We start from the raw sequence: 22,859 nt of genomic DNA, 5'->3' as shown, positions 1-22,859 counted from the left end.
GCCATGACCACGACGACCACTCCCCCCAAGGACACCCCGCCGGCCGCCGAGGCGGGCGCTGCGCCTCCGTCCGCCCGGGCGGTGCTGCTGCGCAGCGTGCGCGCCCATATGCGCCAGTACGGCATGCTCATCGCGCTGGCCTTCATCGTCGTCCTCTTCCAGATCTGGACGGACGGCACGCTGCTGCTGCCCAACAACGTCTCGAACCTGATCCAGCAGAACGGCTACATCCTCATCCTGGCCATGGGCATGATGATCGTCATCATCGCGGGCCATATCGACCTGTCGGTCGGCTCGTTGGTGGCCTTCGTCGGCGCCATGGCGGCGGTGATGATGGTCGAGCACGCTATGCCGTGGGTGCTCGCGCTGGTGCTCTCGCTGCTGATCGGTGCGGTGGCCGGGGCCTGGCAGGGCTTCTTCGTCGCGTACCTCGGGATTCCCTCGTTCATCGTGACGCTCGCCGGCATGCTGCTCTTCCGCGGCGCGACCCAGATCGTTCTGGAGGGCCGGTCCCTGGCGCCGTTCCCGGACGGCTTCCAGAACCTCGCCAAGGGCTTCCTTCCGGAGGCGGGGCCCTACACGCAGTACCACAACCCGACGCTCGTGCTGGGACTGTGCGCCGTCGCCGGTCTGCTGCTGCGGGAGTGGCGCGATCGCAAGCGGCAGCTGGCCCATGAGCTCGATGTGCTGCCGGCCGGCCTGTGGGCCGCCAAGTGCGCGGCGATCGCGGCCGCCGTCGTGGCCTGCACACTGACGCTGGCCAGCTTCCACGGCGTGCCCGTCGTGATGCTCGTCATGTGCGCACTGCTGCTCGTCCTCGGCCATGTGATGCGTCACGCGGTCGTCGGACGGCATGTCTACGCGCTGGGCGGCAACAAGGCGGCCGCGCAGCTCTCCGGGGTCAGGGACCGGCGGATCACCTTCCTCGTCTTCGTCACCATGGGTGTGCTGGCGGCGCTCGCCGGCTGTGTGTACGCGGCCCGGCTCAATGCGGGCACTCCGCAGGCGGGCCTGAACTTCGAACTGGAGGCCATCGCCGCCTCGTTCATCGGCGGCGCCTCGATGAGCGGCGGAGTGGGCACGGTGGGCGGCGCGGTGATCGGCGGCCTGGTGCTCGGTGTGCTCAACAACGGCATGTCGCTGGTCGGCATCGGAACCGACTACCAGCAGGTCATCAAGGGGCTGGTGCTGCTCGCCGCGGTCGGGTTCGACGTCTGGAACAAGCGCCGGGCCGGCCGGTAGGGCAACGCCCCGCCCCGCGGGCCTCAGCGCAGCATGGTCTCCACCAGGTCCGTGCCGATGCGGGCCGTGGCGGCCAGGTCGAGTTCGTGGAGCAGATAGCGGCCGCGGCGGCGGGTGTGGAGCAGGCAGGCCTTCTTCAGGACGGCGAGATGGCGGGAGACCTCGGGGGCGCTCAGGTCCCAGGAGGCGGCCAGCTCCAGGGTTGTGCGGGGGCCGCGGGAGAGGGTGCGGGCCAGGCGCAGACGGGTGGGGTGGGCCAGGGCCGCCAGCCGTAGCCGGGTGAGGTCCAGCGGGGCGGGCGGTGGCAGGGACGGGTCCGCGACGGGGTAGTGGACGACGGGCCGCCAGCCTTCGGCGTGGATGACGAGGAGGTGGGGGTGGCCGAACGCCGTGGGGGTGAAGGTCAGTCCGTCGTGGGCGGTGGTCCCGCCGTCGTGGATCTTGTCGACGAGAATGCGCCGCCGCCCGGCGTCGAGGGAGAGGGAGGGCGAGACGGCGGCGAGGGTCTCGGGCATGCCGAACCGGGCGAAGAGGTCGGCCTTGTGACGGGCGTCGGCGGCCAGCGCGGGCCGTATCCGCTCCCAGGTGTCGGCGAAGAACTCCTCCTCGCAGTCCTCGAAGAGCCGGCGGAGCCGGGCACGTACGCGGGGCGGGTCGGCCAGCAACTCGTCGATGAACGCGGCCGCGCGGGGGCCGCGGGCGAGGGCCAGTGCGCGGGCGCGCTCCCGCGCGGCGGGGTCGGCGAGTGGCCGGCGGTCGCGGCCCGGCGGGCTCGCACCGCAGGCGAGGCAGAGGGCGCCGGCGACGTACGCCTCGTCGTCCAGCCGGTCCACCGCGTCCAGATCGTCGGCCAGCGTCGCGCCGGGCGCGGGCGGCAGCAGGAAGTCGGCGCGGGTGTGGCGCCACAGGCAGTCCGCGGCCAGCAGCCGTCGGGCGAGACCGGGGGTGAGGGCGGAGCTCACGGAGGTGGCCCAGGTGTGCTGCGGCCGGTGGTGTGCCGGCTCGGACAGTACGTGCAGCATGGCGGTCAGTTCGGCCAGTGCGCTGGGCGCGAAGACGACTCGCTCCGGGACGAGTTCGCTGATGTCGATGGTCAGGCTCACCCGGCCATCCTGCCTCGGCGGCGGGCGCGGGCCCGCTCCGGTGCGGCCGCCTCACCAGGGCAGCATCCACGACAGGACCGGTGTCGACTCCAGGTACACCAGCAGACAGAGCACCGCGAGCAGGGCGAGGCTGTAGCCGATCACCGAGCGGAAGATGCGTCCCTCGGATCCGTGCAGCTCCGCCACCGCGGCGGCGATGGCCAGATTCTGCGGTGAGATCGGCTTGCCCATGATGCCGCCGGCGTCGTTCGCCGCGGCCAGCAGGTGGACGGGGAGTCCGCTGCCCTGGGCCGCGGCCGACTGCAGGCTGCCGAACAGGGCGTTGGCCGAGGTGGCGGACCCGGTGACGGTGGTACCGAGCCAGCCGAGGACCGGTGAAAGCAGGGCCATGGCGCTGCCGGTGGCGGCGACCGCATGGCCGATCGCGGCCGCCTGACCCGACAGCCCCATCACATACGCCAGCGCCAGTACGCCGCCCACGGTGAGCGCGGAGTGCCGCAGCTGGTGCAGGACGTCGCGGTAGGCGCGCAGCGCCCGGCTCGGCCGGATGCGCAGCACGGCGACGCTGACGAGGCCGGACAGCAGCAGCAAGGTGCCGCCGGAGAGGGTCTCCAGGGTGAAGACGCTCTGCGCCGGGACGCCGCCCTGCCAGTCGCGGATGTGCAGTCCCGGCCAGGAGAAGCTGACCGTGCCGTACTGCAGCAGGGTGTGCAGCCAGGGTGTCTGCGCCAGTCCGAAGACGCCGATGACGATGGCGTACGGGAGGCATGCGCGCAGCGCGCTCCGCCGCTCGCCGCCCTTGCCCGAGACCACTCGTGCCCGCGCCAGCAGTTCGGGGTCGGCGTGTGCGCTTCCGCCGGCGATGATCGGCGGTACGGGGCGGCGCGGCGGCGTACGGGGGCGCAGCCGTGTCCACAGCAGTACGGCGCCCAGCGAGGTCAACGCGGCGACGAGGGCGACGAGTTCGACGGGGAGCAGGCCCGAGGCGGCGGTCTGTGCGGCGCAGGAGGCGGTGCCGCAGACCAGAGCGGGAGCCCAGGCCTCGCGCAGCCCGCGGCGGCCGTCGACGATCCACACCAGGACGAACGGCACGAGCAGGGTGACCAGGGGTGCCTGGCGGCCGATCGTCGCGGCGAGGGCGTGCGGGTCCAGGCCCGTGACGCGTCCCAGGGTGACGATGGGCGTGCCCATGGCGCCGTAGGCGGCCGAGGCGGCGTTGGCGACCAGTGCGACGCCGACGGCCTTGAGCGGTGCGAAGCCGAGGGCGACGAGCATGGCCGCGGCGATGGCGACCGGCGTACCGAACCCGGCCAGCGCCTCCAGGAGCGAGCCCAGGCAGAAGGCGATCACCAGTGCCTGCACCCTCGGGTCCGCGGAGAGCGCGGCGAACGAGCGGCGCAGCACCGCGAAGTGGCCGCTGTCGACGGTCATCCGGTGGATCCACAGCGCGTTGACGACGATCCAGGTGATGGGCACCAAGCCGTAGGCGGCGCCCTCGGACGTGGCGGCGAGCACCTGGCCGGGTGGCATGCCGAATCCGGTGACGGCCACGGCGGCGGCCGCGAGCAGGCCGGCGCAGACCGCCCAGTGGGTCCGGAGCCGGCCGGTGCCGATCAGGACGAAGGTCAGCGCCAGCGGCAGTGCGGCGGCCAGTGCCGACCAGCCCACCGATCCGGCGACCGGGTCAAAACTCTGCTGATACACGGGAGAACCCCACCCTGTTCGTCATCACGGGGGCGGGAAAAGCCGCCCCGGGGCAGGGGCGATTCCGGTGGCAGCGAATTCCGTCGGCCCGGCCGGGGCCGACGATATTCCACCGGAATCGACCTCTGTCAAGCTCGGCAGAAGCGCGGCAGAACGGCGGCTGAAATGACATCAATAAAGCGGCAACTTGCCCTGTTTGCCCATTTCTAAATGTGGCGTGGAGCGGGCTCCGACGCCATCCGTCGGCGTGTCGGGCGATGCGAATACGCCAACCGTCCGGCACGTCTTGACGCGATCGGCCCGGCAACGATCAAGTAGTTGTAAGCCACACGGAGTACACCCTCCGTTCACCCGCAGTACCCGTAGGAGGAGCCCACTTGACCCCCGCGAACCTCCCCCCGGCCGACGAGGACGGCTTTCGCCGGCGGGCCGGCGCACTCTTGCGCAGCGCCGCCAACGACCTCAAGCGCAACTCCGCGGCGGCCGCCGCCGACCTGGGGCTCAGCCCCGCGGAGTACGCGGCCCACCTCTCCCCTGAGCAGGAGTTCTCCTGGGATCTGGCCCGGCGCGCGGCCACTGTGTGGCCCATGAACGAGCGCGATCTGGTGCCGGTCCGCAACGACTGCCCGGACGGTGTGAGCCTGCTGCGCACCGCCGACTCCGCGGCCTCCGCCCGGGTCTTCCAACGCGGCGGCATCGACTACTACGAGTACCGCGACACCGCCATGTCACGGCTGGCGTCCTTCCGGCCGGAGTGGATCCGGATGCTGTCCGTCGTCGAGGACGACGACCCGCAAAATCCCCGAGTGCACTGGAACAACGGCCATTTGCTCTACCAGTTCACCTATTTCGTCGGGCCGGTCAACTACTACTACCGCTGGGCCGGCCGCGACCATGTGCTGCGGATGAACACCGGCGATTCGATATGGGGACTCCCCTTTTCCCCGCACACCTTCACCGCGCGCAATGCCGAGGAGCCGGCCTATATCCTCGCGCTCACCTATGGCGCGGAACTCATGGGCGACGCCCAGCAGGAACTCGCCGCCCTCGGACCGGCCACCGCACGCGGCTTCGCCCTGGACACCAGCTCCGCGGCGGCCGAACAGGGCCGGCTGCTCCGCTCGTACCTGGACGCCTCCGCGCTCCCCCTGGAACACGCCGCCGACCTCGCCGGGCTGAAGGCGGACCGGCTGCGCTCCGTCGCCGACGGCGCGTCCACCCTGGCCCCCGACGAGATCGCCGCACTGGCCGACGCGCTGCGGCTGTCGCCGAGGGACCTGCTGCCCGTCGTGCCCGACACCGAGGGCGGGGTGAGCTTCTGTCCCGCAGCCGGGTCCCGCTCCTGGTCGTACCCCTCCGCGCACCAGGGCGACTACCGGGTGCGCGAGCTGGCCGGGAACCGGCTGCACCCGCACACCCGGGCGCTGGAGGTCCACCCGCTGCGGGACGCCGACGACGCGCCAGCCGGCGGCGCGGGCACCGCCGCGGCGCTGAGCACCCATCAGCACCAGTACCTCTACAACGTGGGCGGCGGACCGGTCCGCATGGACTGGGAGTACGACGGCAGCCGGCACCACACCGTGCTGGAGCCGGGTGCCTCGGCGTACGTCATGCCGTTCGTCGCCACCTCCTTCACCCGGGTCGGCCCCGGCAACTCCGGCGACCCCACCCGGCTGCTCGCGCTGCGCATCGGCGGGCGGGTGACGACCGAGGCACGCGCGGCACTGGGCTCGATGTACCCGGGCAGCCTGGAGCGCTACCTCCACGAGGACCGGCAGTGGTACGAGGAGCGCGGCACCGGCGGGGGGCGCAAGTGACCGCCGCCGAACCTGCCGGCCCCGCCGGGGAAACCGGCCACTGCGGTCCCCCCGTCATCGATCCCACGGTCCCCCTCCACGAACTGGTGGCCCGGCAGGCCGCCGCCCACCCCGATGCGATCGCCGTCTCGGACGCCTCCGGAAGCTGGACCTACGCCCAGCTCCAACTCGCCGTGGACGCGGTCCTTGCACACCTGGCACAGGCCGGGGTGTCGGCGGGCCACCACGTAGGCGTACACCTCCCCCGCCGCCGGGCGCTGGTCGCGGCGCTGCTCGCCACCCTGCGCCTCGGCGCGGCCTATGTTCCCCTGGACCCCGCCTACCCCGCCGAGCGCCTCCGGTTCCTCACGGACGACGCCGGGCCGACGGTCGTCGTGGACGCCGCGGAGACCCGGCTGGATCCGGCGCTGACGGTGCCGACACTGGACGTGGACACGGCGCTCGCCGCGGACGGGACCGGGCCGCGGCCGGACGACGACGGCGCCACCACGCCCGGGACCACCGCGTACATCATCTACACCTCGGGATCGACGGGCCGCCCCAAGGGCGTCCTGGTGCCGCACCGCGGCATCTCCAACATCCTCCAATACGCCCGCGCCACCTTCGGGTTCGGGCCCCAGGACGCCGTCCTCGCCCTCGCCTCACTGTCGTTCGACTTCGCGGCGCTGGAGATCCTGCTGCCGCTGATCTCCGGCGGCACCCTGCACCTGCTCGACCGGCGGCTGCTCCAGGATCCGGCGGAGCTCGGCGCGGAGGTGGCGGCCCGCGACATCACCTTCCTCATGGGCACGCCCTCGATGTTCGACACCCTCACCGCGGCGGGCTGGACCCCGCCGCACCGGATGACCGTGATCTGCGGCGGCGAGACGCTGCCACCGGCCACCGTGGCCCAGCTCGGCACCGCACGGGCCGTCTGGAACATCTACGGCCCGACCGAGACCTCGGTCTTCTCCACCTGCTCACGGGTGACGGAGTCGGACGTCACCATCGGCGCACCCGTCGCCAACACCGTCATCAGGATCCTGGACGGCGACACCGAAACGGGCGGCCCGTCCGCGACGTCCCGGCCTTCCGGCCACCCGTCGGGCCTGGGCGCCGGCGAGATCTGCATCGGCGGCACCGGGGTCGCCAACGGCTACCTCGACCGCCCCGAGCTGACCCGCGAACGGTTCGTCGAGGACCCCACCGCACCCGGGCGGACGCTCTACCGCACCGGCGACCTGGGCCGGTGGCGCCCCGACGGCCGGATCGACTACCTGGGCCGCTCCGACGACCAGGTCAAGGTCCGCGGTCATCGCATCGAACTCGGCGCGGTGGAGGCCGCGTTACGCGCCCTCGCGGAGGTCCACGAGGCGGCCGTGGTGGTCGAGGCGCGTCCCGGCGGCAAGCAGCTGGTGGCGTACGCCGTCCCCGCGCCCTCCGCCGTCCCCGCGCCCGGCACCGCACCCTCCGCCGCCCCCGGCCGGCCCTCCGCGGTCTCCGAGAGCATCCGCCGCCGGCTGCAGAGCAAGCTGCCGGCCCACGAGGTCCCGCAGCGCCTCCACCTCGTCGACGCGCTGCCCCGCAATGCCAACGGAAAGATCGACCGGCTGGCCCTCAGGGAGTCGGCGGCCGGCCGCGACCGCCGTACCGCCCGGACCAAGCCGCGCACCGAGCCCGAGCGGATGCTGGCCGCCATCTGGTGCGAGGCGCTCGGCCTGGACGAGGTCGGTGTCGACGAGAACTTCTTCGAGATCGGCGGCGACAGCCTCTCGGCCCTGCGCACCGTCTCCCGCTGCCGCCGCGCCGGGCTGCAGCTGGCCCCGAGGGCGCTCTACGACGCCCCGACCATCGAGCAACTCGCCCTTGTAGTAGGGCAGTTGACCTCGACTCAGGACACGCCCGCGGATGCCGCGGTGAGTTCGGTCGCCGGTGACGGAAGGGACGGCAGGGACGGGAGCTCTCCGCTGCTCCCGGCCCAGCACCGCTTCTTCGGCTGGACCTTCGGCGAGATCGGCCACTACAACGAACCGCTGCTGTTCGCCGTCGACCACCCGCTGGACCGCGGCACGCTCCACGACGCCCTCACTCGCCTCGCCGAACGGCACCCGGCCCTCGGGTCCCGATTCGCCGGGACGGACGGCGACCGGCGGGTCGAGGCGGCCGACGCCACCGCGGCGATCCCGCTGGAGTGGTACGACCTCACCGGTCTCGACGAGCCCGCCGCCGACCGGGCGTTCACCGAGACCGCCCAGCGGCTCCAGCACGGCTTCGACCTGCGCGAGGGCCCGGTGTGCCGGGCGGCCTACGTCCGCCGGGACACCGGCGACCGGCTGCTGCTGCTCCTCCACCACCTGGTGTGCGACGGCGTCACCCTGCACACCCTCGCCGAGGAGCTGGCCGCCCTCTACCGCCGGGCCGCCGGCGCGGGCGGCGACGACCTCGGTCCCCGGCCGGCCTCCGCCCTGCAGTACGCCCGCGAGCTGCAGGAGTTCGCCGACGCCCTGCCGGCCCGTACCCCGGAACTCGACGCCTGGCTGGGCCTGCCGTGGAACCGGACACGCCCGTTCCCGGCCGCCGACCGGGGGCCCAGCAGCCTCGCCCAGCAGCACATCCGCAGCGTCCGCACGAGCCTGGACCGCCCGACGACCCACGCCGTCCTCCATGTGGCGCAGTCCTCGCCGTTCACCACCGAGGACATCCTGATCAGCGCCGCCGCCCAGGCCGTCGCGGAGTTCTCCGGCGCCGCGGCCGCCTGCCTGGACGTCGTACGGCACGGCCGTATCTCGCCGCTGACGACCCTGGACATCGGCCGGACCGTCGGCTGGCTCGCCACCACCACCCCCTTCGTCCTCGAAGCGCCCACGACCGGGCCCCGCGGCTGGGACCTGACGGACCTGAGCGCACAGATCGGCCGGGTCCTGGAGATCGAGCACTTCTGGGGAGTGCTGCGCCATCTGCACCGCGACCCGGCGGTGGCCGAGCGGCTGGACGCGCTGCCACGCCCGGAGGTCTACCTCAACTTCCGTGGCGCGGGCATGCACGACCTGCCCGTCGGACCGCCCTTCTCGCTCGCCTCCGGCGACACCGGAACCTCCCGTACGCCGACCCATCCGCAGCCCTACCCGCTGGAGATCCGGATCGACGTCGAGGACGAACACCTCGTCCTGGAGTGGAAGTTCAGCGTCCGGCGCAATGACACACCGGACATCGAGCGCCTTGCGCGCCGCTGTACCCAGCTCATCGGGGAGCTGACCCGCGGGGCGACGGCTGCCGCAGACCCGGACGCAGCCGCCGACGCCGACGTCTGAGGGCGTCGTCTCGCCACACCTCCGTTCACCCACCCCTCCGTTCACCACGACACCGAGGAGTCATGTCATGGCACCGATCACCCACACCCGCACCAGCCTCCGTGCCGCGCTGGCATCCGGCTCGCTGGTCCGCGCCGCCGGTGCGCACAACGCTCTGGGCGCCGCCCTCGTCGAGCAGGCCGGCTTTGAAGCCGTATGGGCCTCCAGCTTCGAGACCTCGGCCGCCCGCTGCCTGCCGGACGCCAGCCTGCTGACGATGACCGACTATCTTGAGGCCGCCGCACAGATGCAGGCCGCCTGCGCCATCCCGGTCGTGGCCGATGTCGACACCGGATTCGGCGGCGTCCTCAACGTCGCCCACATGGTCCGCGAGTACGAGGCCGCCGGGATCACCGCGGTGTCCATGGAGGACAAGGTCTTCCCCAAGATGAACAGCTTCGTCGCCACGGAGCACACCCTGCTGGACACCTCGGAGTTCGCGCACCGGCTGCGCACCGCCAAGGAGGTCCAGACCGGCTCCGAGTTCTTTCTCATCGCCCGCACCGAGGCGCTGATCAACGGCCTGGGCACGGAGGAGGCCCTGCACCGCTGCCGCGCGTACGCGGACGCCGGGGCCGACGCCGTACTCGTGCACTCCAAGGCGAAGACACCACTGCAGATCGAGGAGTTCCTGCGCGGCTGGGACGGGCGGGTGCCGGTGGTCATCGTGCCCACCACCTACCCCGACTGGAGCGCGGACGAGGCGCATGCCGCGGGCGTGTCCATGGTGATCTACGCCAACCAGGCGCTGCGCGCGAACGTCCAGTCCGTACGGCAGACCCTCAGGACGATCTACGAGAAGGGCGCCTCCACCGCGGTCGAGGAGGACATCGCACCGGTGTCGGAGATCTTCGAACTGCAGGGCCTGGCCCGCTGGATGGAGCTGGAAGCGTGATCAGCGCCACCGACTTCACCGCCGCACTGCTCGACCACCGGATCGACTTCGTCAGCGGCGTGCCCTGCTCCTACTTCAACGGCCCGATCGTCCACCTCACCGAGCAGGGCCGCTATGTGCCCGCGGCGAGCGAGGGCGCGGCCTGGGCGCTGGCGGCCGGGGCCGCCGCCACCGGAGTGCGCTCGGCGGTCTTCGCCCAGAACTCCGGCTTCGGCAATCTGGTCAACCCGCTCACCTCCCTGTCGATGCCCTACGACATCCCCGTACTGCTCTTCATGAGCCTGCGCGGCTGGCCCGACCCCGCGGGGGACGAGCCGCAGCACGCGGTCATGGGGCCGAGCACCCACGGCATGCTCGACGCGATGGGGGTCTGGCACCACACCCTGCCCTCCGACTGCGACCGCACCGGCCTCGACCAGGCGCTGACCGCCGCGGCGGGGCAGCTCTCCCAGGGCCGCCCGGCGGTGGTGCTGGTGCCCAAGGGCGTCGTGGGCAAGGCCGAGGTGGTGCCGGAGGCCGGGGCCGCCACCGGCCGTGCCCCCGCAACGGCCGGGCTGAGCAGGCAGGATGCCGTGCGCACGGTCGTCGGCCAGCTCGACGCGGCGGCCGTGGTGGCGACCACCGGCTACACGGCCCGTGAGCTGTTCGCCCAGAAGGACGCCCCGCACCACTTCTATATGCAGGGCTCCATGGGCCATGCGGCCGCGTTCGGCCTCGGGGTGGCGCTGAGCCGGCCGGCGGACGAGCGGGTGGTGGTGCTCGACGGCGACGGTGCCGCGCTGATGCACCTCGGGTCGATGAGCACGGTCGGCGCCACCGCCCCGGCCAATCTCGTCCACGTCATCCTCGACAACGGCGTCTACGAGTCGACCGGCGCCCAGCCGACCACCTCCGCCGCGGTCGCCTTCCCCGACGTCGGCCGGGCGACGGGCTACCGCAGCCATACGCTCGCCCAGGACGAGGCGGAGATCGCTCGGGCGGCCGCGTACATCCGGCAGGAGCCGGGGCCGCACCTCCTGGTCGTCCGGACCCTCGCCGGCGACGGCGGAGCGCCGCCCCGCGCCACCTCCGCCATGACGGCCGCCGACATCCACGCCCGCTTCACCGGCAGCTTCGCGGCACGGCCGGCGTGGACCGCACCATGACGGCACCGGCACAGGCGCAGGGACGAGCGCAGCAACGGGCATCCGGAGCGGCACCGGATGCGGCGCGCCAGCCGGCCCTCGACGTCCTGACGGGCCCGGGCAGACTGGCCGATCTGGGGCGGCTGCTGACGGACCGCTGGGCCGCCCGGCGCGTTCTGGTCGTCGCCAGCACCCGGGGCCTCATCCGCCACCAGGTACACGAGCGGCTCGACGCCGCGGGTATCGGGACGGTCGAGACATTCACCGGTTTCGCACCCAACCCCACCCTGGAGCAGGCACTGGCCGGCTGCGCGGTCCGGGACGCCTTCCGGCCCGATGCCATCGTGGCCGTCGGCGGCGGCAGCGCCATCGACACCGCGAAGTTGGTACGTACGCTGCCCGCCGAGCACGCCGCGGCCCTGCCCTGCCTGGACGGGGCGCGGCGGCTCCCGGCCGCTCGGCGCACTCCGCTGGTGGCCGTGCCCACGACGGCGGGCACCGGCAGCGAGGCGACCCGCTTCGCCACGGTCTTCGTCCAGGGCGGCCGCAAGAAATCCCTGGACGGCCCGGACGTACGCCCGGACGCCGCGCTCATCGATCCGCTGCTGCTGCGCGACTGCCCCCGCGAAGTGCGCTACGCCTGTGCCTTCGACGCCTTTTGCCATGCGGTGGAGTCGTACTGGAGCAGACGCTCCACCCCGCACTCGCGGGACCTGGCCCGCTCGGCGCTCCAGGACCTCTCGGCGCTGCTCGCCGCGGGGCTCGACACCCAGGACGAGGCGGAGCTGACCCGTCTCGCGGCGGCCGCACACCGGGCGGGTCTGGCCATCGACGTCACCCGCACCACGGCGGCGCACGCCTTCGCCTACCGGCTCACCACCCGTTACGGCGTACCGCACGGCGTGGCGTGTCTGCTCAATCTGCGCTGGCTGTGGGCGTACAACGAGCGCCACCTCGCCGAGCACTGCCGCGACGAGCGGGGCGCGGACGAGGTCGGCCGCCGGCTGGCGGAGCTGCGCACGGCGGCGGAGCCGCTGGCCCGCGGCGGGGAGCCGGCGGAGTTCCTCGCGGGGCTGCTGCGCACCGCCGGCTTCCCGCCGGACCTGGGGGCGTACGGCGTGCGCCACCGGGACCTGGCGGAGCTGATCGCCCACGGCAGTGTGCCGGGCCGGGCCGACAACAACCCGGTCGCCCTCGACGACCGCCTGGTGACGGCGGCGCTCGCCGACGTACGGTGACCGCCGCCGGCCCGTCCCCCGGAACGACCATGAGGAAGAAGCACGTTGGAACAGACCCGGGCCACCCCTGTGACCAGGCACGACGCACACGGACAAGCCGGCCGTCCCGGCTGGCTCACCGGCCCGATGCGCAGACTGCTGCTGGCCGGCGCCGTGGACTGGCTGGGCACCGGGCTGCTGCTCGCCGCGTCCACGGTCTACTTCACCAAGATCGTCGGACTGTCCGCGCCGGCCGTCGGCAGCGGGCTGGCGGTGGCCGGTGTGGCGGCGATGGCGGCCGCGGTACCGGTGGGCGCGCTGGCGGACCGCTTCAGCCCCAAACAGGTGCTCATCGGTCTCTACCTGGTGCGCACCGCGGCCACCCTCGGCTATCTGCTGGTGTCCGACTGGTGGGGCCTGGTGGGGGTGGCCGCCTTCCGGCTCCTGGGCGACCAGGCCACCACACCGCTGGTGCAGTCGCTCGCCGCGGAGGTCGCCCACGGAGCGGACCGGGTGCGTCTGCTGTCCGTGTACCGGGTGATCGTCAATGTCGCCGTCACGGTCAGCACGCCGCTGGCCGGGTACGCCATCGGCGTCGGCACCTATCGGGCGTTCGCCGTGCTCCTGGTGGCCAACGCCGCGGCGTTCCTGGCCACCACGGCCGTACTGCTGCGGCTGCCGGCGCCCCGGCCGGCGGGGCGTCGTCCCGGGATGAGCGGCAAGGTGCTGCTGCGCGACGGCACTCTGCTCGGACTCACCTTTCTGGACTGCCTGTTGTCCCTGTGGCAGCCGCTGCTGGCCATCGCGATGCCGCTGTGGGTGGTCGACCGGACCGACGCGCCGGGCTTCATGGTCGGGGTGCTCTTCGCGGTCAACACCGCACTGTGCATCGTCGTTCAGGTGCCCGCCGGGCGGCTCAGCGCCGAGGTCCGTTCGGCGACGCGCGGCTACACGGTGGTCGCCGCCGCTCTCGTGGCGGCCTGCGCGCTGTTCGCAGCCGCCGGGGCGAGCCGGGGAACGGCCACCGTCGTCCTGCTCACGGCCGCGGTGCTCGCCCTCACCGCGGCGGAGGTGCTGCAGGTCGCCGCGTCCTGGACGCTGTCCTTCGCCCTCGCGCCCGAGGCGCTGCGCGGCCAGTACCTGTCGGCGTTCGGCCTCGGCAGGACCGCGTCCCGCAATCTGATCGGCCCGTTGGCGCTCACCGCTCTCGTCACCGCCCCCGGAGAGCGCGGCTGGCTGCTGCTGTGCGCCGTACTGCTGGCAGTGGCCGCGGCGATGTACCCCCTGCTGCGGCGCTTCGTGCCCGGCGCCTCGGCCGGATCAGCCGCTCCCCGGCCAGGAGCCGACGACGATGCCTGACCGGGATCGTCCCACCGCCCGACCAGGAGACCCGATGCCCGACCGCGCACCGCACCCCGCAACACCCCGCCCGCCCCAGCCGGGGACGGCTCCCCGCCGCTTCACCCCGGGCGAGGTCGTCATCCGCCGGGAGATCCTGGACGGCCGCGAATGGCTTCTCTACCCCGTACGGGTCATCGTCGACCGCGACGATCTGCTGGCGGTCCACCTGGCCCGGGGTACTCCGCTGACCTACGGCAAGGGCCCGTTCCGGTGGGGTCCGCATCCCTGGCAGCGGATCGGTGACACCTGGCAGTCGGACGACCTGGTCCAGCTGCAGCGCCCCGGCGACGGCTACGGCGTATGGCCCCGCCGGCGCGATGGCGTCTTCCAGGGCTGGTACATCAACTTTCAACAGCCCTTCCGCCGCACGGAGTCCGGCTTCGACACCCTCGATCAGGAGCTGGACCTGTGGCTGCCCGCCGACGGAGGCGCGTACCGGTGGAAGGACGCCCAGGAGTTCGCACACCGCGCCGCGACCGGTGGCTTCACCCGTGCCGAAGCCACCGCCGTACGCACCGAGGCGTCCCGGGTGGCCGCGCTGATCGACCACGGCGAGCAGTGGTGGAGCCCCGAGTGGGCCGACTGGCGCCCCGACCCGGCCTGGACCGCACCGCCGCGGGTCGCCCTCTCCCCGCCGATCCGGTCCGACGCCAACCATCCGTAACCATCCGTCGCAGAACAGGACGGTAACCCTGACCGGTAGCGGCGTACGCGGATGTGGTCCGGAAACGGCGCATGCCGGTGGTTGCCCCGAGGACACCCACCGGCATGCGCCGCCACGGCGGCTTCCTACGGCACCAGGTCCGATGTCTCACGCTGGTGCGGAATCGCGACCCCGTCGGGCTGCTGCTGCAGGGCCACGGTCCGCGTCGGGGCGGGGATCCGGATGCCCTCGGCGCGGTAGCGCTGGTGCAGGCGCTTGATGAACTCGTGCTTTATCCGGTACTGGTCGCTGAATTCGCCGACCCCCAGGATGACGGTGAAGCCGATTCTGGAGTCTCCGAACGTGTGGAAGCGGACGGCCGGTTCGTGGTCGGGGACGGCGCCGCTGACGTCGGTCATCACGCTCTTGACGACCTCGGTGGTGACCCGCTCGACGTGTTCGAGATCGCTGTCGTAACCGACTCCCACCTGCACCAGGATCGACAGCTGCTGTTCCGGCCGGGTGAAGTTGGTCATGTTGGTGCCGGCCAGCTGGGCGTTGGGGATGATCACCAGGTTGTTGGAGAGCTGACGGACCACGGTGTTGCGCCAGTTGATGTCGACCACATAGCCCTCCTCGCCGCTGCTGAGCCGGATGTAGTCACCGGGCTGCACCGTCTTCGAGGCGAGGACGTGCACACCGGCGAAGAGATTGGCGAGGGTGTCCTGCAGCGCCAGAGCGACCGCGAGGCCGCCCACCCCCAGCGCGGTGAGCAGCGGGGCCACGGAGATGCCCAGGGTCTGCAACACGACCAGAAAGCCCATCGCCAGCACCAGGATGCGCGTGATGTTGGCGAAGATGGTGGCCGATCCGGCCACTCCGGATCTGGACTGGGCCAGGGACCTCACCAGTCCGGTGATCACCCGTGCCGCGGTGAGCGTGACGACCAGGATGAACAGCACGATCAGCGCCCGGTTGACGTTGCGTCCGACCGTCGCCGTCAGGGGCAGCGCCGCCGTGCCCGCCGCCAGACCGGCGCATATCGCGGCCCAGGGCACCACCGACCGCAAGGCGTCCACCACGATGTCGTCGCCGCTCCACCGTGTCCTGCGCGCATGCTTGCCCAGCCAGCGCAGGGCGGCTCGCAGCAGCAGGCCGGCCACGATACCGGCGGCCAGCGCCGCCCCGGCGACGATCACGTCATGCAGTGTGAGCGCACGGTTCACCGGCCGGCTCCCATGGCCCGGAAAGACAGCTCTGCTGAGCACGGGATGTGATGTTTCGTCACCTTGCCACCCTGCTTGTCGCTACGACTGTGAACGCACCGAGACATCCACGGACGCACTCGGCACAAGCTGCCATCCTGCCGCACGCGGCGCGGCAGGCGGCGGGGGGCCCGGGACGGAACCTGCCCCGTCGGCCTCCGCGAGGCCGCGCGGACACGAACAAAGCCGCCGCCCGGGGTCAGAGGTCGAGGCCGCCGCGCCTGACGAGCTGGCTCGCGATGACGTTGCGCTGGATCTCGTTGGTGCCCTCGCCGATGATCATCAGCGGGGCGTCACGGAAGTAGCGCTCCACGTCGAACTCGGTCGAGTAGCCGTAACCGCCGTGGATGCGGACGGCGTTGAGGGCGATCTGCAGGGCGGTTTCGGAGGCGAAGAGCTTGGCCATGCCCGCTTCCATGTCCACACGTCGGCCCGCCTCGGCTTGCCGGGCGGCGTACAGGGTGAGCTGTCGTGCCGCGGTCAGCGAAGTGGCCATGTCGGCCAGGTAGTTGCCGATCGACTGGTGCTGCCAGATCGGCTTGCCGAACGACTCGCGTTGCTGCGCGTAGGCCAGTGCGTCCTCCAGCGCCGCCCGTCCGACGCCCAGTGCCCGTGCGGCGACCTGAAGCCGTCCGGTCTCCAGGCCCTGCATGATCTGCGCGAAGCCCTTGCCCTCGACGCCGCCCAGGAGGGCGTCGGCCGGTGCGCGGTAGTCGTCGAGGCTCAACTCGCAGCTCTCCACGCCCTTGTAGCCGAGCTTGGGCAGATCACGCGAGACGGTGAGTCCGGGCCCGTGCTCGATGAGGAGGAGGGAGATTCCGGTGTGCGCGGGGTGCGCGTCCGGGTCGGTCTTGCACAGCAGGGCGATCAGCTGTGAGCGGCGCGAGTTGGTGATCCAGGTCTTGGATCCGTTGATCACATAGCCGTGCCCGTCCCCGTCGCCGGTGGTGTCCTTGCGGGCGGTGGTGCGCAGGGCCTGGAGGTCGGAGCCGCCGCCCGGTTCGGTCAGGGCCATGGTGGCCCGGACCTCGCCGGTGGCCATCTTCGGCAGCCAGCGGCGCTTCTGCTCCTCGGTGCCGAAGTGCAGCAGCAGCTTGGCGACGACGGTGTGGCCGCCCATCGCGCCGGCCAGGGTCATCCAGCCACGGGCGAGCTCCTCGGTGATCAGGACGTAGCAGGGGGTGGTGACCGGGGTGCCTCCGTACTCCTGGGGGACGGCGAGTCCGAAGATCCCGAGCTGCTTCATCCGGTCGATGAGGGCTCCGGGGTAGGTGTCGGCGTGTTCGAGTTCCCTGACGACCGGTCTGACGTCTCTGTCGACGAAGTCCCGCACCGTGCCGACGACCAGCCGCTCGTCCTCGGACAGGATGTCGTACGTGCTCATGCTGGGCCCCTCCATGCTGAGTGGCGTCGATGCCGTGGTGAGCGGGTGGCTCAGATGACGCGGTCGGCTCGCAGGCGGTCGATCTCGTCCGTGGGGTAGCCCAGTTCGGCCAGGATCATCGCGGTGTGCTCCCCGGCGGCCGGGACGGCGCCCATCCGCGGGACGGTACCGCCCAGGTCCACCGGCGGCAGCAGCGCCGGCACGGCGGCTCCCCCGGGAATCCGTACGTCCCGCCAGCGGTCCCGGGCGTCGAGCACGGGGTGCGCGAGGAACTCCTCGACGTCGTTGACCCCGGCGTTGGCGATCCCGGCCCGGTCCAGCAGCCTCATCACCTCGCCGCTGTCCGACTCCGCGAACCGCCCGGCCACGATGGCGTCGAGCTCCTCGCGGTGAGCCACGCGGTCGGAGCCGGTGGCGAAGCGCGGGTCCTCGATCAGGTCGGGGCGCTTCAGGAAGTGGGTGCAGAGGGCGTCCCATTCGCGCTCGTTCTGGATGGAGAAGAGGACGTCCTTGCCGTCGGCCGCGGTGTAGGCACCGTACGGGGCGATGGTGGCGTGCTGGGTGCCGACCCGCGGCGGCTGGCTGCCGCTGTAACGGGTGTAGTAGGCGGGCTGGCTCATCCACTCGGCCAGCGCCTCGAACAGCGAGACCTCCACGGGCCGGGCGACGCCGGTGGTCGCGCGCGTGAACAGGGCAGTGAGGATGCCCGAGTAGGCGTACATACCGGCGGCGATATCGGCGACCGACACCCCGACGCGGGCGGGTTCCCGGGCGCTCCCGGTCAGCGAGACCAGTCCGGTCTGGCACTGCACCAGCAGGTCGTACGCCTTGCGGTCGGCCCACGGTCCGGTGGACCCGTAGCCGGAGATGGAGCACGGGATGAGGGACGGGAAGCGATCGGCGAGGGCCTTCGGCCCCAGGCCCATGCGGGCGGCCGCGCCGGGGGCCAGATTCTGCACGAACACATCGGCCCCGGCGAGCAGTTGCTCCAGCACGTTCCGCCCGCGCTGCGATTTCAGGTCCAGTGTCACGGACTCCTTCGCCCGGTTGAGCCACACGAAGTAGCTGGACTCGCCGTGCACCGTGGTGTCGTACCGGCGGGCGAAGTCGCCGCCTCCCGGCCGCTCCACCTTGATGACGCGGGCACCGAGGTCGGCCAGTTGGCGGGTGGCGAAGGGTGCCGCCACCGCCTGTTCCACGCTGACGACGGTGATCCCGGAGAGCGGCCGTTCGCCGGGGCGTGCGTCGGCCGGCTCGGCTCGGTCGTGCGATTCGTCGGGGCGCTCCGTCATGCGGTGACCTCCAGGAGGGTGGTTGTCCCTGCTGGTCTACCACCATCGGCCGCACGTATCGACAGCCGGGAACGGCAGCTCCGGGGAGCTGCCGTTCGTGACCGAGCGCCGTGGAAGGGTCCGCCGTGTCAGGCCTCGTCGTCCTCCGCCCGGCGCTCGCCCTCCGCCTGGGACGGCTGGGTGCGCATCGTGGCGGGGTGCCGCTCCTCGGCAGGGTCGGTGTCCTCTTCCAGCCGCTCGCCCTCGGCCTGCGACGGAGTCGTGTACTCGACATCGCGGTTCATGGCCGCCTCCACAAGATCAGAGCACATGCGGATAAATACAGCGTAACCCTCCGGCCGGACGGCCGTGCATACCGCTCATACCGCTTATACCGCTCATCAGGGCAAAATTGTCCGTGCCCGGAGTGCTTTGCCCTCGCGTGGTCAAGAGACTTGCGCATGACCAGCAATCCCAGCGAGGTGCCGGCTCCCCACCCGGACCGCCGTGCCGACAACGGTCCCGCCGTCTCCCGTGCGGAGTTCGACGCACTCTTCGACGCGGTCCGTACGTGGGGCCGCTGGGCGCCCGCCGACCGCGGCGCCTGGAACCGGGTCACTCCGGAACGCGTCCGCCAGGCCACCGCGCTGGTCCGGTCCGGAACGGTCGTCCCGATGGCGCGGCCCTGGGACACCGTGCCCGGCCCGGACAACCCCAGGCCCGCCCTGCATTTCATGTCCGACCTCGGCGATGTGGAGGCCCCCGAGCCCGCCACCCACAAGGACTTCATCGGCGTCGACTACCACGGCAAGACCGTCAGCCATCTGGACGCGCTGTCCCATGTCGCCTACCGGGGGCGGCTCTACGACGGCCGGGCGGCGGACGAGTGCGTCGGCGCCGCGGGTGCCCGCTTCGGTGCCGTGTCGGCGCTCGGTGCCCTCGTGACCAAGGGCGTGCTCCTGGACCTGCCCGCCGTGGTGGGGGAGCCATGGCTGGAGCCCGGTCGGGCGGTGCGCGCCGCGGACGTGGTCGCCGCGGAGCAGGCGCTCGATGTCTCGATCGACGAGGGCGATGCGGTGCTGCTGCGGTCCGGCGGCCTGCGCCGGCGCGAGGAGCTGGGGGCCTGGGACGCGGACGCGGCGAGCGCGGGCTTCCACGTGGACGCGATCCCGCTGCTGGCCGAGCGCGGCATCGCCCTGCTCGGCGGCGACGGCGACAGTGACGTACGGCCCTCGCCGGTCGACGGCGTGCACTCGCCGGTCCATGCGCTCGCCATCGCCGCGATGGGTGTGCCGCTCCTGGACAACCTCGACCTCGAAGCGCTCTCCGCGGTCGGCGCCGCGACGGGCCGTTATGAGTTCCTACTCCTCGTGGCGCCGCTGAACATCCCCGGCGGCACCGGCTCGCCCGTCACGCCGGTCGCGGTCCTGTGAGCGGATCGCGGCGCTGCGCCGCCCGCTCCTGCCGGCACCCCGGAGCCGCTTCTGATCAGTGCCGTTGTATATACAAAGTTCTACAATTAGGTGGAAACGTACTGTTACTCCAGCGTCTGGGTGGTCGTAAGGCACGTACGGCTGTGGGAAGTGATCCGGATGGGGCTCATGGGAGTCGGCATCGGCCCCGTACACGCCCGTGAGCAGTTCCTTCGCGGCGGGTCGGCCGAGGGGGCCGTGCGCAGCTCGATCTTGAGCTCTTGGCAGCGTTCCCTGTCGCTCGGGCTCTCGCCGGAAGGGTGCGAGCTTCCCTACCTCCAGGACCTCGACCTGGACAACCGGCTCGTCCGCGCTGCCGAGCCCGTACTGGACCGGCTGCAGGCCAGGTTCGCTGGCAGGAACATGAATGTGTCCCTGGCCGACGGGCGCGGGGCGGTGCTGCAACGCCGGTTCGGCGAGGCCTCGCTGGTCAGGCATCTGGCCGCGATCCAGAGCGTCCCGGGCTTCGTCTTCGCCGAGCAGTTCGGCGGGACGAACGGGATCGGGCTGGCGCTGGCGGAGCGGCAGCTGATCAACGTCTATGGCGCTGAGCACTTCGCCGAACGCTCGCAGTCGAGTGCGTGTTCCGCGATTCCGGTCCGGGACCTGCTCAGTGGGCGCATCGAAGGCATCCTCTGCTTCGGCTATCCGCTCGCCGACGCCGAGGCGGCGCTGAACTCCGTGATCCGCAGGGCGGCCGGCGCCATCGAGCGGCGGCTGCTGGAGCAGAGTTCGACGCGGGAGCGCGCCCTGCTCCAGGCGTACCTCGACGCCAGGCGCCGCTCGCCGGCCCGCGAGGCGACGGGCGACGGGGAGCTGGGCGAGCTCGCCGCGAGCGGGCTGGACTGGCGGGACCAGATGATCCTCAAGGAGAAGGCCGCCGATCTGATCTCCGCGGCCCAGCGAGCCGCCGTCGAGGTGGCGCTGCCCGGCGGTCGGCGCGTCACGCTGCTGAGCCGCCCGGTGACCAGCGCCTCCGGGGTGGAGGGCGTCGTCATCGAAGCGGTCCTCCCCGCACTGCATCAGCACGTCACCCTTTCCGCACAGGCCGAGGTCACACCCGGTCCGCTCGGTTGGGTGACACAGCAGGTGCCGGCCCCGGCCGTGCCGCTGCCCGGGCGCGTTCCGGAGTCGGTGCGCAGGCGGCCGGCGACGACGGCCCACAGGCCCGGCGCACCCGGCACGGCCGGACGTGCGGCCGACCGGGCGACCAGCGGCCTGGTGATGGTGGGCGAGCCGGGGGTCGGGAAGTACGCCGTGGCGGCCCGGCGGCGGCTGGAGCTGCTGTCCGAGGCCAGCGCCCGCATCGGCACCAGCCTGGACGTGAGCCACACCGCCCGGGAGCTCGCCGAGATGGCCGTCCCGGGCCTGGCCGACTTCGTCACCATCGACGTTCCCGAGGCGGTACTGCGCGGTGAGGAGCCGCCCGACCCCCGCGTCGACCTCTACCGCACGGTGGTGCACGGCTTTCGCCAGGACTGCCCGTTCTACCCCGCCGGCGAGCGGGTCCATCTGCGCCCCACCACGCCGCAGCTGCGGTGTCTCGCCACCGGGCAACCCGTACTGGAGCCGGATCTGCGGACCGCCACGGGCTGGATATCCCAGGACCCGGCACACGCCCAGCGCCTTCTCGACCACAACGTCCACTCGCTCATCGCGGTCCCCCTCCTCGCCCGCGGCATCGCGCTGGGCGTGGCGAGCTTCTACCGCTCGCGGGACCCCTCGCCCTTCGGGGACGACGACCGTTCGCTGGCCCAGGAACTCGCGACACGCGCCGCCATCTGCATCGACAACGCCCGCCGGTACACCCGCGAACACACCATGGTCCTGGCCCTGCAGCGCAGCCTGCTGCCGCACAGCTTCCCCGAGCAGAACGCCGTCGAGATCGCCCATCGCTATATGCCCGCCGAGTCGGGTGTCGGCGGCGACTGGTTCGACGTCATTCCGCTCTCCAGCACCCGCGTGGCCCTCGTCGTCGGGGATGTCGTCGGCCATGGGCTGCACGCCGCCGCCACCATGGGCCGGCTGCGCACCGCCGCGCGGAACTTCGCCGAACTCGACCTCGCCCCGGATGAAGTCCTCACCCACCTCGACAATCTCGTGGGGCGCCTGGACCGCGACGAGGGCAGCGAGGATCCCACCGCTGACGGCACCGGCATGATCGGCGCCACCTGCCTGTACGCCATCTACGACCCCACCTCGCAGCGGTGCGTGATGGCACGGGCCGGACACCCGCCGCCCGCCCTGGTCGGCCCCGACGGCACCGTGACCATCCCCGACCTGCCCGCCGGACCGCCGCTGGGCCTGGGCGGGCTCCCCTTCGAGACCGCCGAGTTCCAGCTGCCCGAGGGCAGCCAGCTCGTCCTCTACACGGACGGCTTGCTCGAAGACCGCCACCGCGACCTGGACACGGCCCTGGAGCGGCTGCGCGGAGCCCTGGCGCACCCGAACCGCCCGCCCGAGGACACCTGTGAGGCGGTGCTGCGGACCGTGGTGCCCGACCACCCCGCCGACGACGTGGCCTTGCTCGTCGCCCGCACCCACGCCCTGGACCCGCACCGGATCGCCACCTGGACCCTGACCGCCGATCCGTCGCTGGTCTCCGGGATCCGTGCCGCCGTGACCCGCCAGCTGGCCGACTGGGGGCTGGATGACGTCGCCTTCGCCACCGAACTGCTGCTCAGCGAGCTGGTCACCAATGCCATCCGCTACGGAACCGCCCCCATCCAGGTGCGCCTGCTCTACGACCGCGCGCTGACCTGCGAGGTCTCCGACACCAGCAGCACCGCCCCGCATCTGCGCCATGCGGCCACCACCGACGAGGGCGGCCGCGGGCTGTTCCTCGTCGCGCAGCTCGCACAGGCCTGGGGAACCCGCTACACCGCCGACGGCAAGGTCATCTGGGCCGAGTGCGCCCTGGAGCTGCCCGGCGGAACGTCGGGCGCCGTCGAGAGCTACTTCGATGCCCTTCCCGCCATCTGAGGGACTGTCA

General features: G+C 72.2%; 16 protein-coding genes. 10 read left to right on the top strand and 6 right to left on the bottom strand.

Annotated features, from left to right (window positions below; all coding sequences use genetic code 11):
• The first annotated feature begins 3 nt into the window (after positions 1-3).
• Entirely contained in the window at positions 4-1,242 is a 1,239-nt protein-coding gene (gene mmsB / locus ACWD6P_RS18075; RefSeq protein ID WP_451445078.1) for a multiple monosaccharide ABC transporter permease, read from the top strand.
• 23 nt (positions 1,243-1,265) lie between these two features.
• Here mmsB and ACWD6P_RS18070 read toward each other — a convergent pair whose 3' ends face one another.
• Both ACWD6P_RS18070 and ACWD6P_RS18065 read right to left on the bottom strand, forming a co-directional pair.
• Entirely contained in the window at positions 1,266-2,345 is a 1,080-nt protein-coding gene (locus ACWD6P_RS18070; RefSeq protein WP_451445077.1) for a DUF5937 family protein, read from the bottom strand.
• Between the two features lie 51 nt (positions 2,346-2,396).
• Positions 2,397-4,049, bottom strand: a complete 1,653-nt coding sequence (locus ACWD6P_RS18065) for an L-lactate permease (protein WP_451445076.1) — start codon at positions 4,047-4,049, stop codon at positions 2,397-2,399.
• 377 nt (positions 4,050-4,426) lie between these two features.
• Between ACWD6P_RS18065 and ACWD6P_RS18060 the strand changes: the two genes are divergently transcribed.
• From ACWD6P_RS18060 to ACWD6P_RS18030, 7 genes are all read left to right on the top strand, one after another.
• Positions 4,427-5,866, top strand: coding sequence for a hypothetical protein (locus ACWD6P_RS18060; RefSeq protein ID WP_451445075.1), 1,440 nt, complete (start codon positions 4,427-4,429; stop codon positions 5,864-5,866).
• A complete protein-coding gene (locus ACWD6P_RS18055; protein WP_451445074.1) occupies positions 5,863-9,156 on the top strand; it encodes an amino acid adenylation domain-containing protein in 3,294 nt (1,097 codons plus the stop codon). Before ACWD6P_RS18060 ends, ACWD6P_RS18055 begins: the two co-directional genes overlap by 4 nt.
• 67 nt (positions 9,157-9,223) lie before the next feature.
• The gene (locus tag ACWD6P_RS18050) at positions 9,224-10,090 is read left to right on the top strand and encodes an isocitrate lyase/phosphoenolpyruvate mutase family protein (RefSeq protein ID WP_451445073.1); all 867 of its coding nucleotides are present in this window, start codon (positions 9,224-9,226) and stop codon (positions 10,088-10,090) included.
• The gene (gene aepY, locus ACWD6P_RS18045) at positions 10,087-11,235 is read left to right on the top strand and encodes a phosphonopyruvate decarboxylase (protein ID WP_451445072.1); all 1,149 of its coding nucleotides are present in this window, start codon (positions 10,087-10,089) and stop codon (positions 11,233-11,235) included. Before ACWD6P_RS18050 ends, aepY begins: the two co-directional genes overlap by 4 nt.
• Complete coding sequence (locus tag ACWD6P_RS18040) at positions 11,232-12,452, top strand: phosphonoacetaldehyde reductase (protein WP_451445071.1); 1,221 nt, start codon at positions 11,232-11,234, stop codon at positions 12,450-12,452. Before aepY ends, ACWD6P_RS18040 begins: the two co-directional genes overlap by 4 nt.
• Before the next feature lie 45 nt (positions 12,453-12,497).
• Positions 12,498-13,790: an MFS transporter gene (locus ACWD6P_RS18035; RefSeq protein ID WP_451445070.1), complete on the top strand. Its 1,293-nt coding sequence runs from the start codon at positions 12,498-12,500 to the stop codon at positions 13,788-13,790.
• A gap of 34 nt (positions 13,791-13,824) precedes the next feature.
• Positions 13,825-14,496 carry a DUF402 domain-containing protein gene (locus ACWD6P_RS18030; RefSeq protein WP_451445069.1) on the top strand — a complete coding sequence of 224 codons (672 nt, stop codon included), beginning with the start codon at positions 13,825-13,827 and terminating at the stop codon, positions 14,494-14,496.
• Positions 14,497-14,621: 125 nt separating this feature from the next.
• Here ACWD6P_RS18030 and ACWD6P_RS18025 read toward each other — a convergent pair whose 3' ends face one another.
• The 4 genes from ACWD6P_RS18025 to ACWD6P_RS18010 all read right to left on the bottom strand — a co-directional run bounded on the left by ACWD6P_RS18025 (position 14,622) and on the right by ACWD6P_RS18010 (position 18,700).
• Complete coding sequence (locus tag ACWD6P_RS18025) at positions 14,622-15,701, bottom strand: mechanosensitive ion channel family protein (protein ID WP_451445068.1); 1,080 nt, start codon at positions 15,699-15,701, stop codon at positions 14,622-14,624.
• Positions 15,702-15,939: 238 nt separating this feature from the next.
• The gene (locus ACWD6P_RS18020; RefSeq protein ID WP_451445067.1) at positions 15,940-17,124 is read right to left on the bottom strand and encodes an acyl-CoA dehydrogenase family protein; all 1,185 of its coding nucleotides are present in this window, start codon (positions 17,122-17,124) and stop codon (positions 15,940-15,942) included.
• 50 nt (positions 17,125-17,174) lie between these two features.
• Positions 17,175-18,416, bottom strand: a complete 1,242-nt coding sequence (locus ACWD6P_RS18015; RefSeq protein ID WP_451445066.1) for a CaiB/BaiF CoA transferase family protein — start codon at positions 18,414-18,416, stop codon at positions 17,175-17,177.
• Positions 18,417-18,544: 128 nt separating this feature from the next.
• Complete coding sequence (locus tag ACWD6P_RS18010) at positions 18,545-18,700, bottom strand: hypothetical protein (RefSeq protein WP_451445065.1); 156 nt, start codon at positions 18,698-18,700, stop codon at positions 18,545-18,547.
• Between the two features lie 156 nt (positions 18,701-18,856).
• Between ACWD6P_RS18010 and ACWD6P_RS18005 the strand changes: the two genes are divergently transcribed.
• Positions 18,857-19,828: a cyclase family protein gene (locus ACWD6P_RS18005; RefSeq protein WP_451445064.1), complete on the top strand. Its 972-nt coding sequence runs from the start codon at positions 18,857-18,859 to the stop codon at positions 19,826-19,828.
• 159 nt (positions 19,829-19,987) lie between these two features.
• Positions 19,988-22,849 carry a SpoIIE family protein phosphatase gene (locus ACWD6P_RS18000; protein WP_451445063.1) on the top strand — a complete coding sequence of 954 codons (2,862 nt, stop codon included), beginning with the start codon at positions 19,988-19,990 and terminating at the stop codon, positions 22,847-22,849.
• Positions 22,850-22,859: the final 10 nt, after the last annotated feature.

The sequence above is a fragment of the Streptomyces sp. NPDC002446 genome (assembly GCF_053595675.1).
The sequence above is the reverse complement of the archived record's forward strand: the minus strand, read 5'-3'. Positions and strand labels throughout refer to the sequence as shown.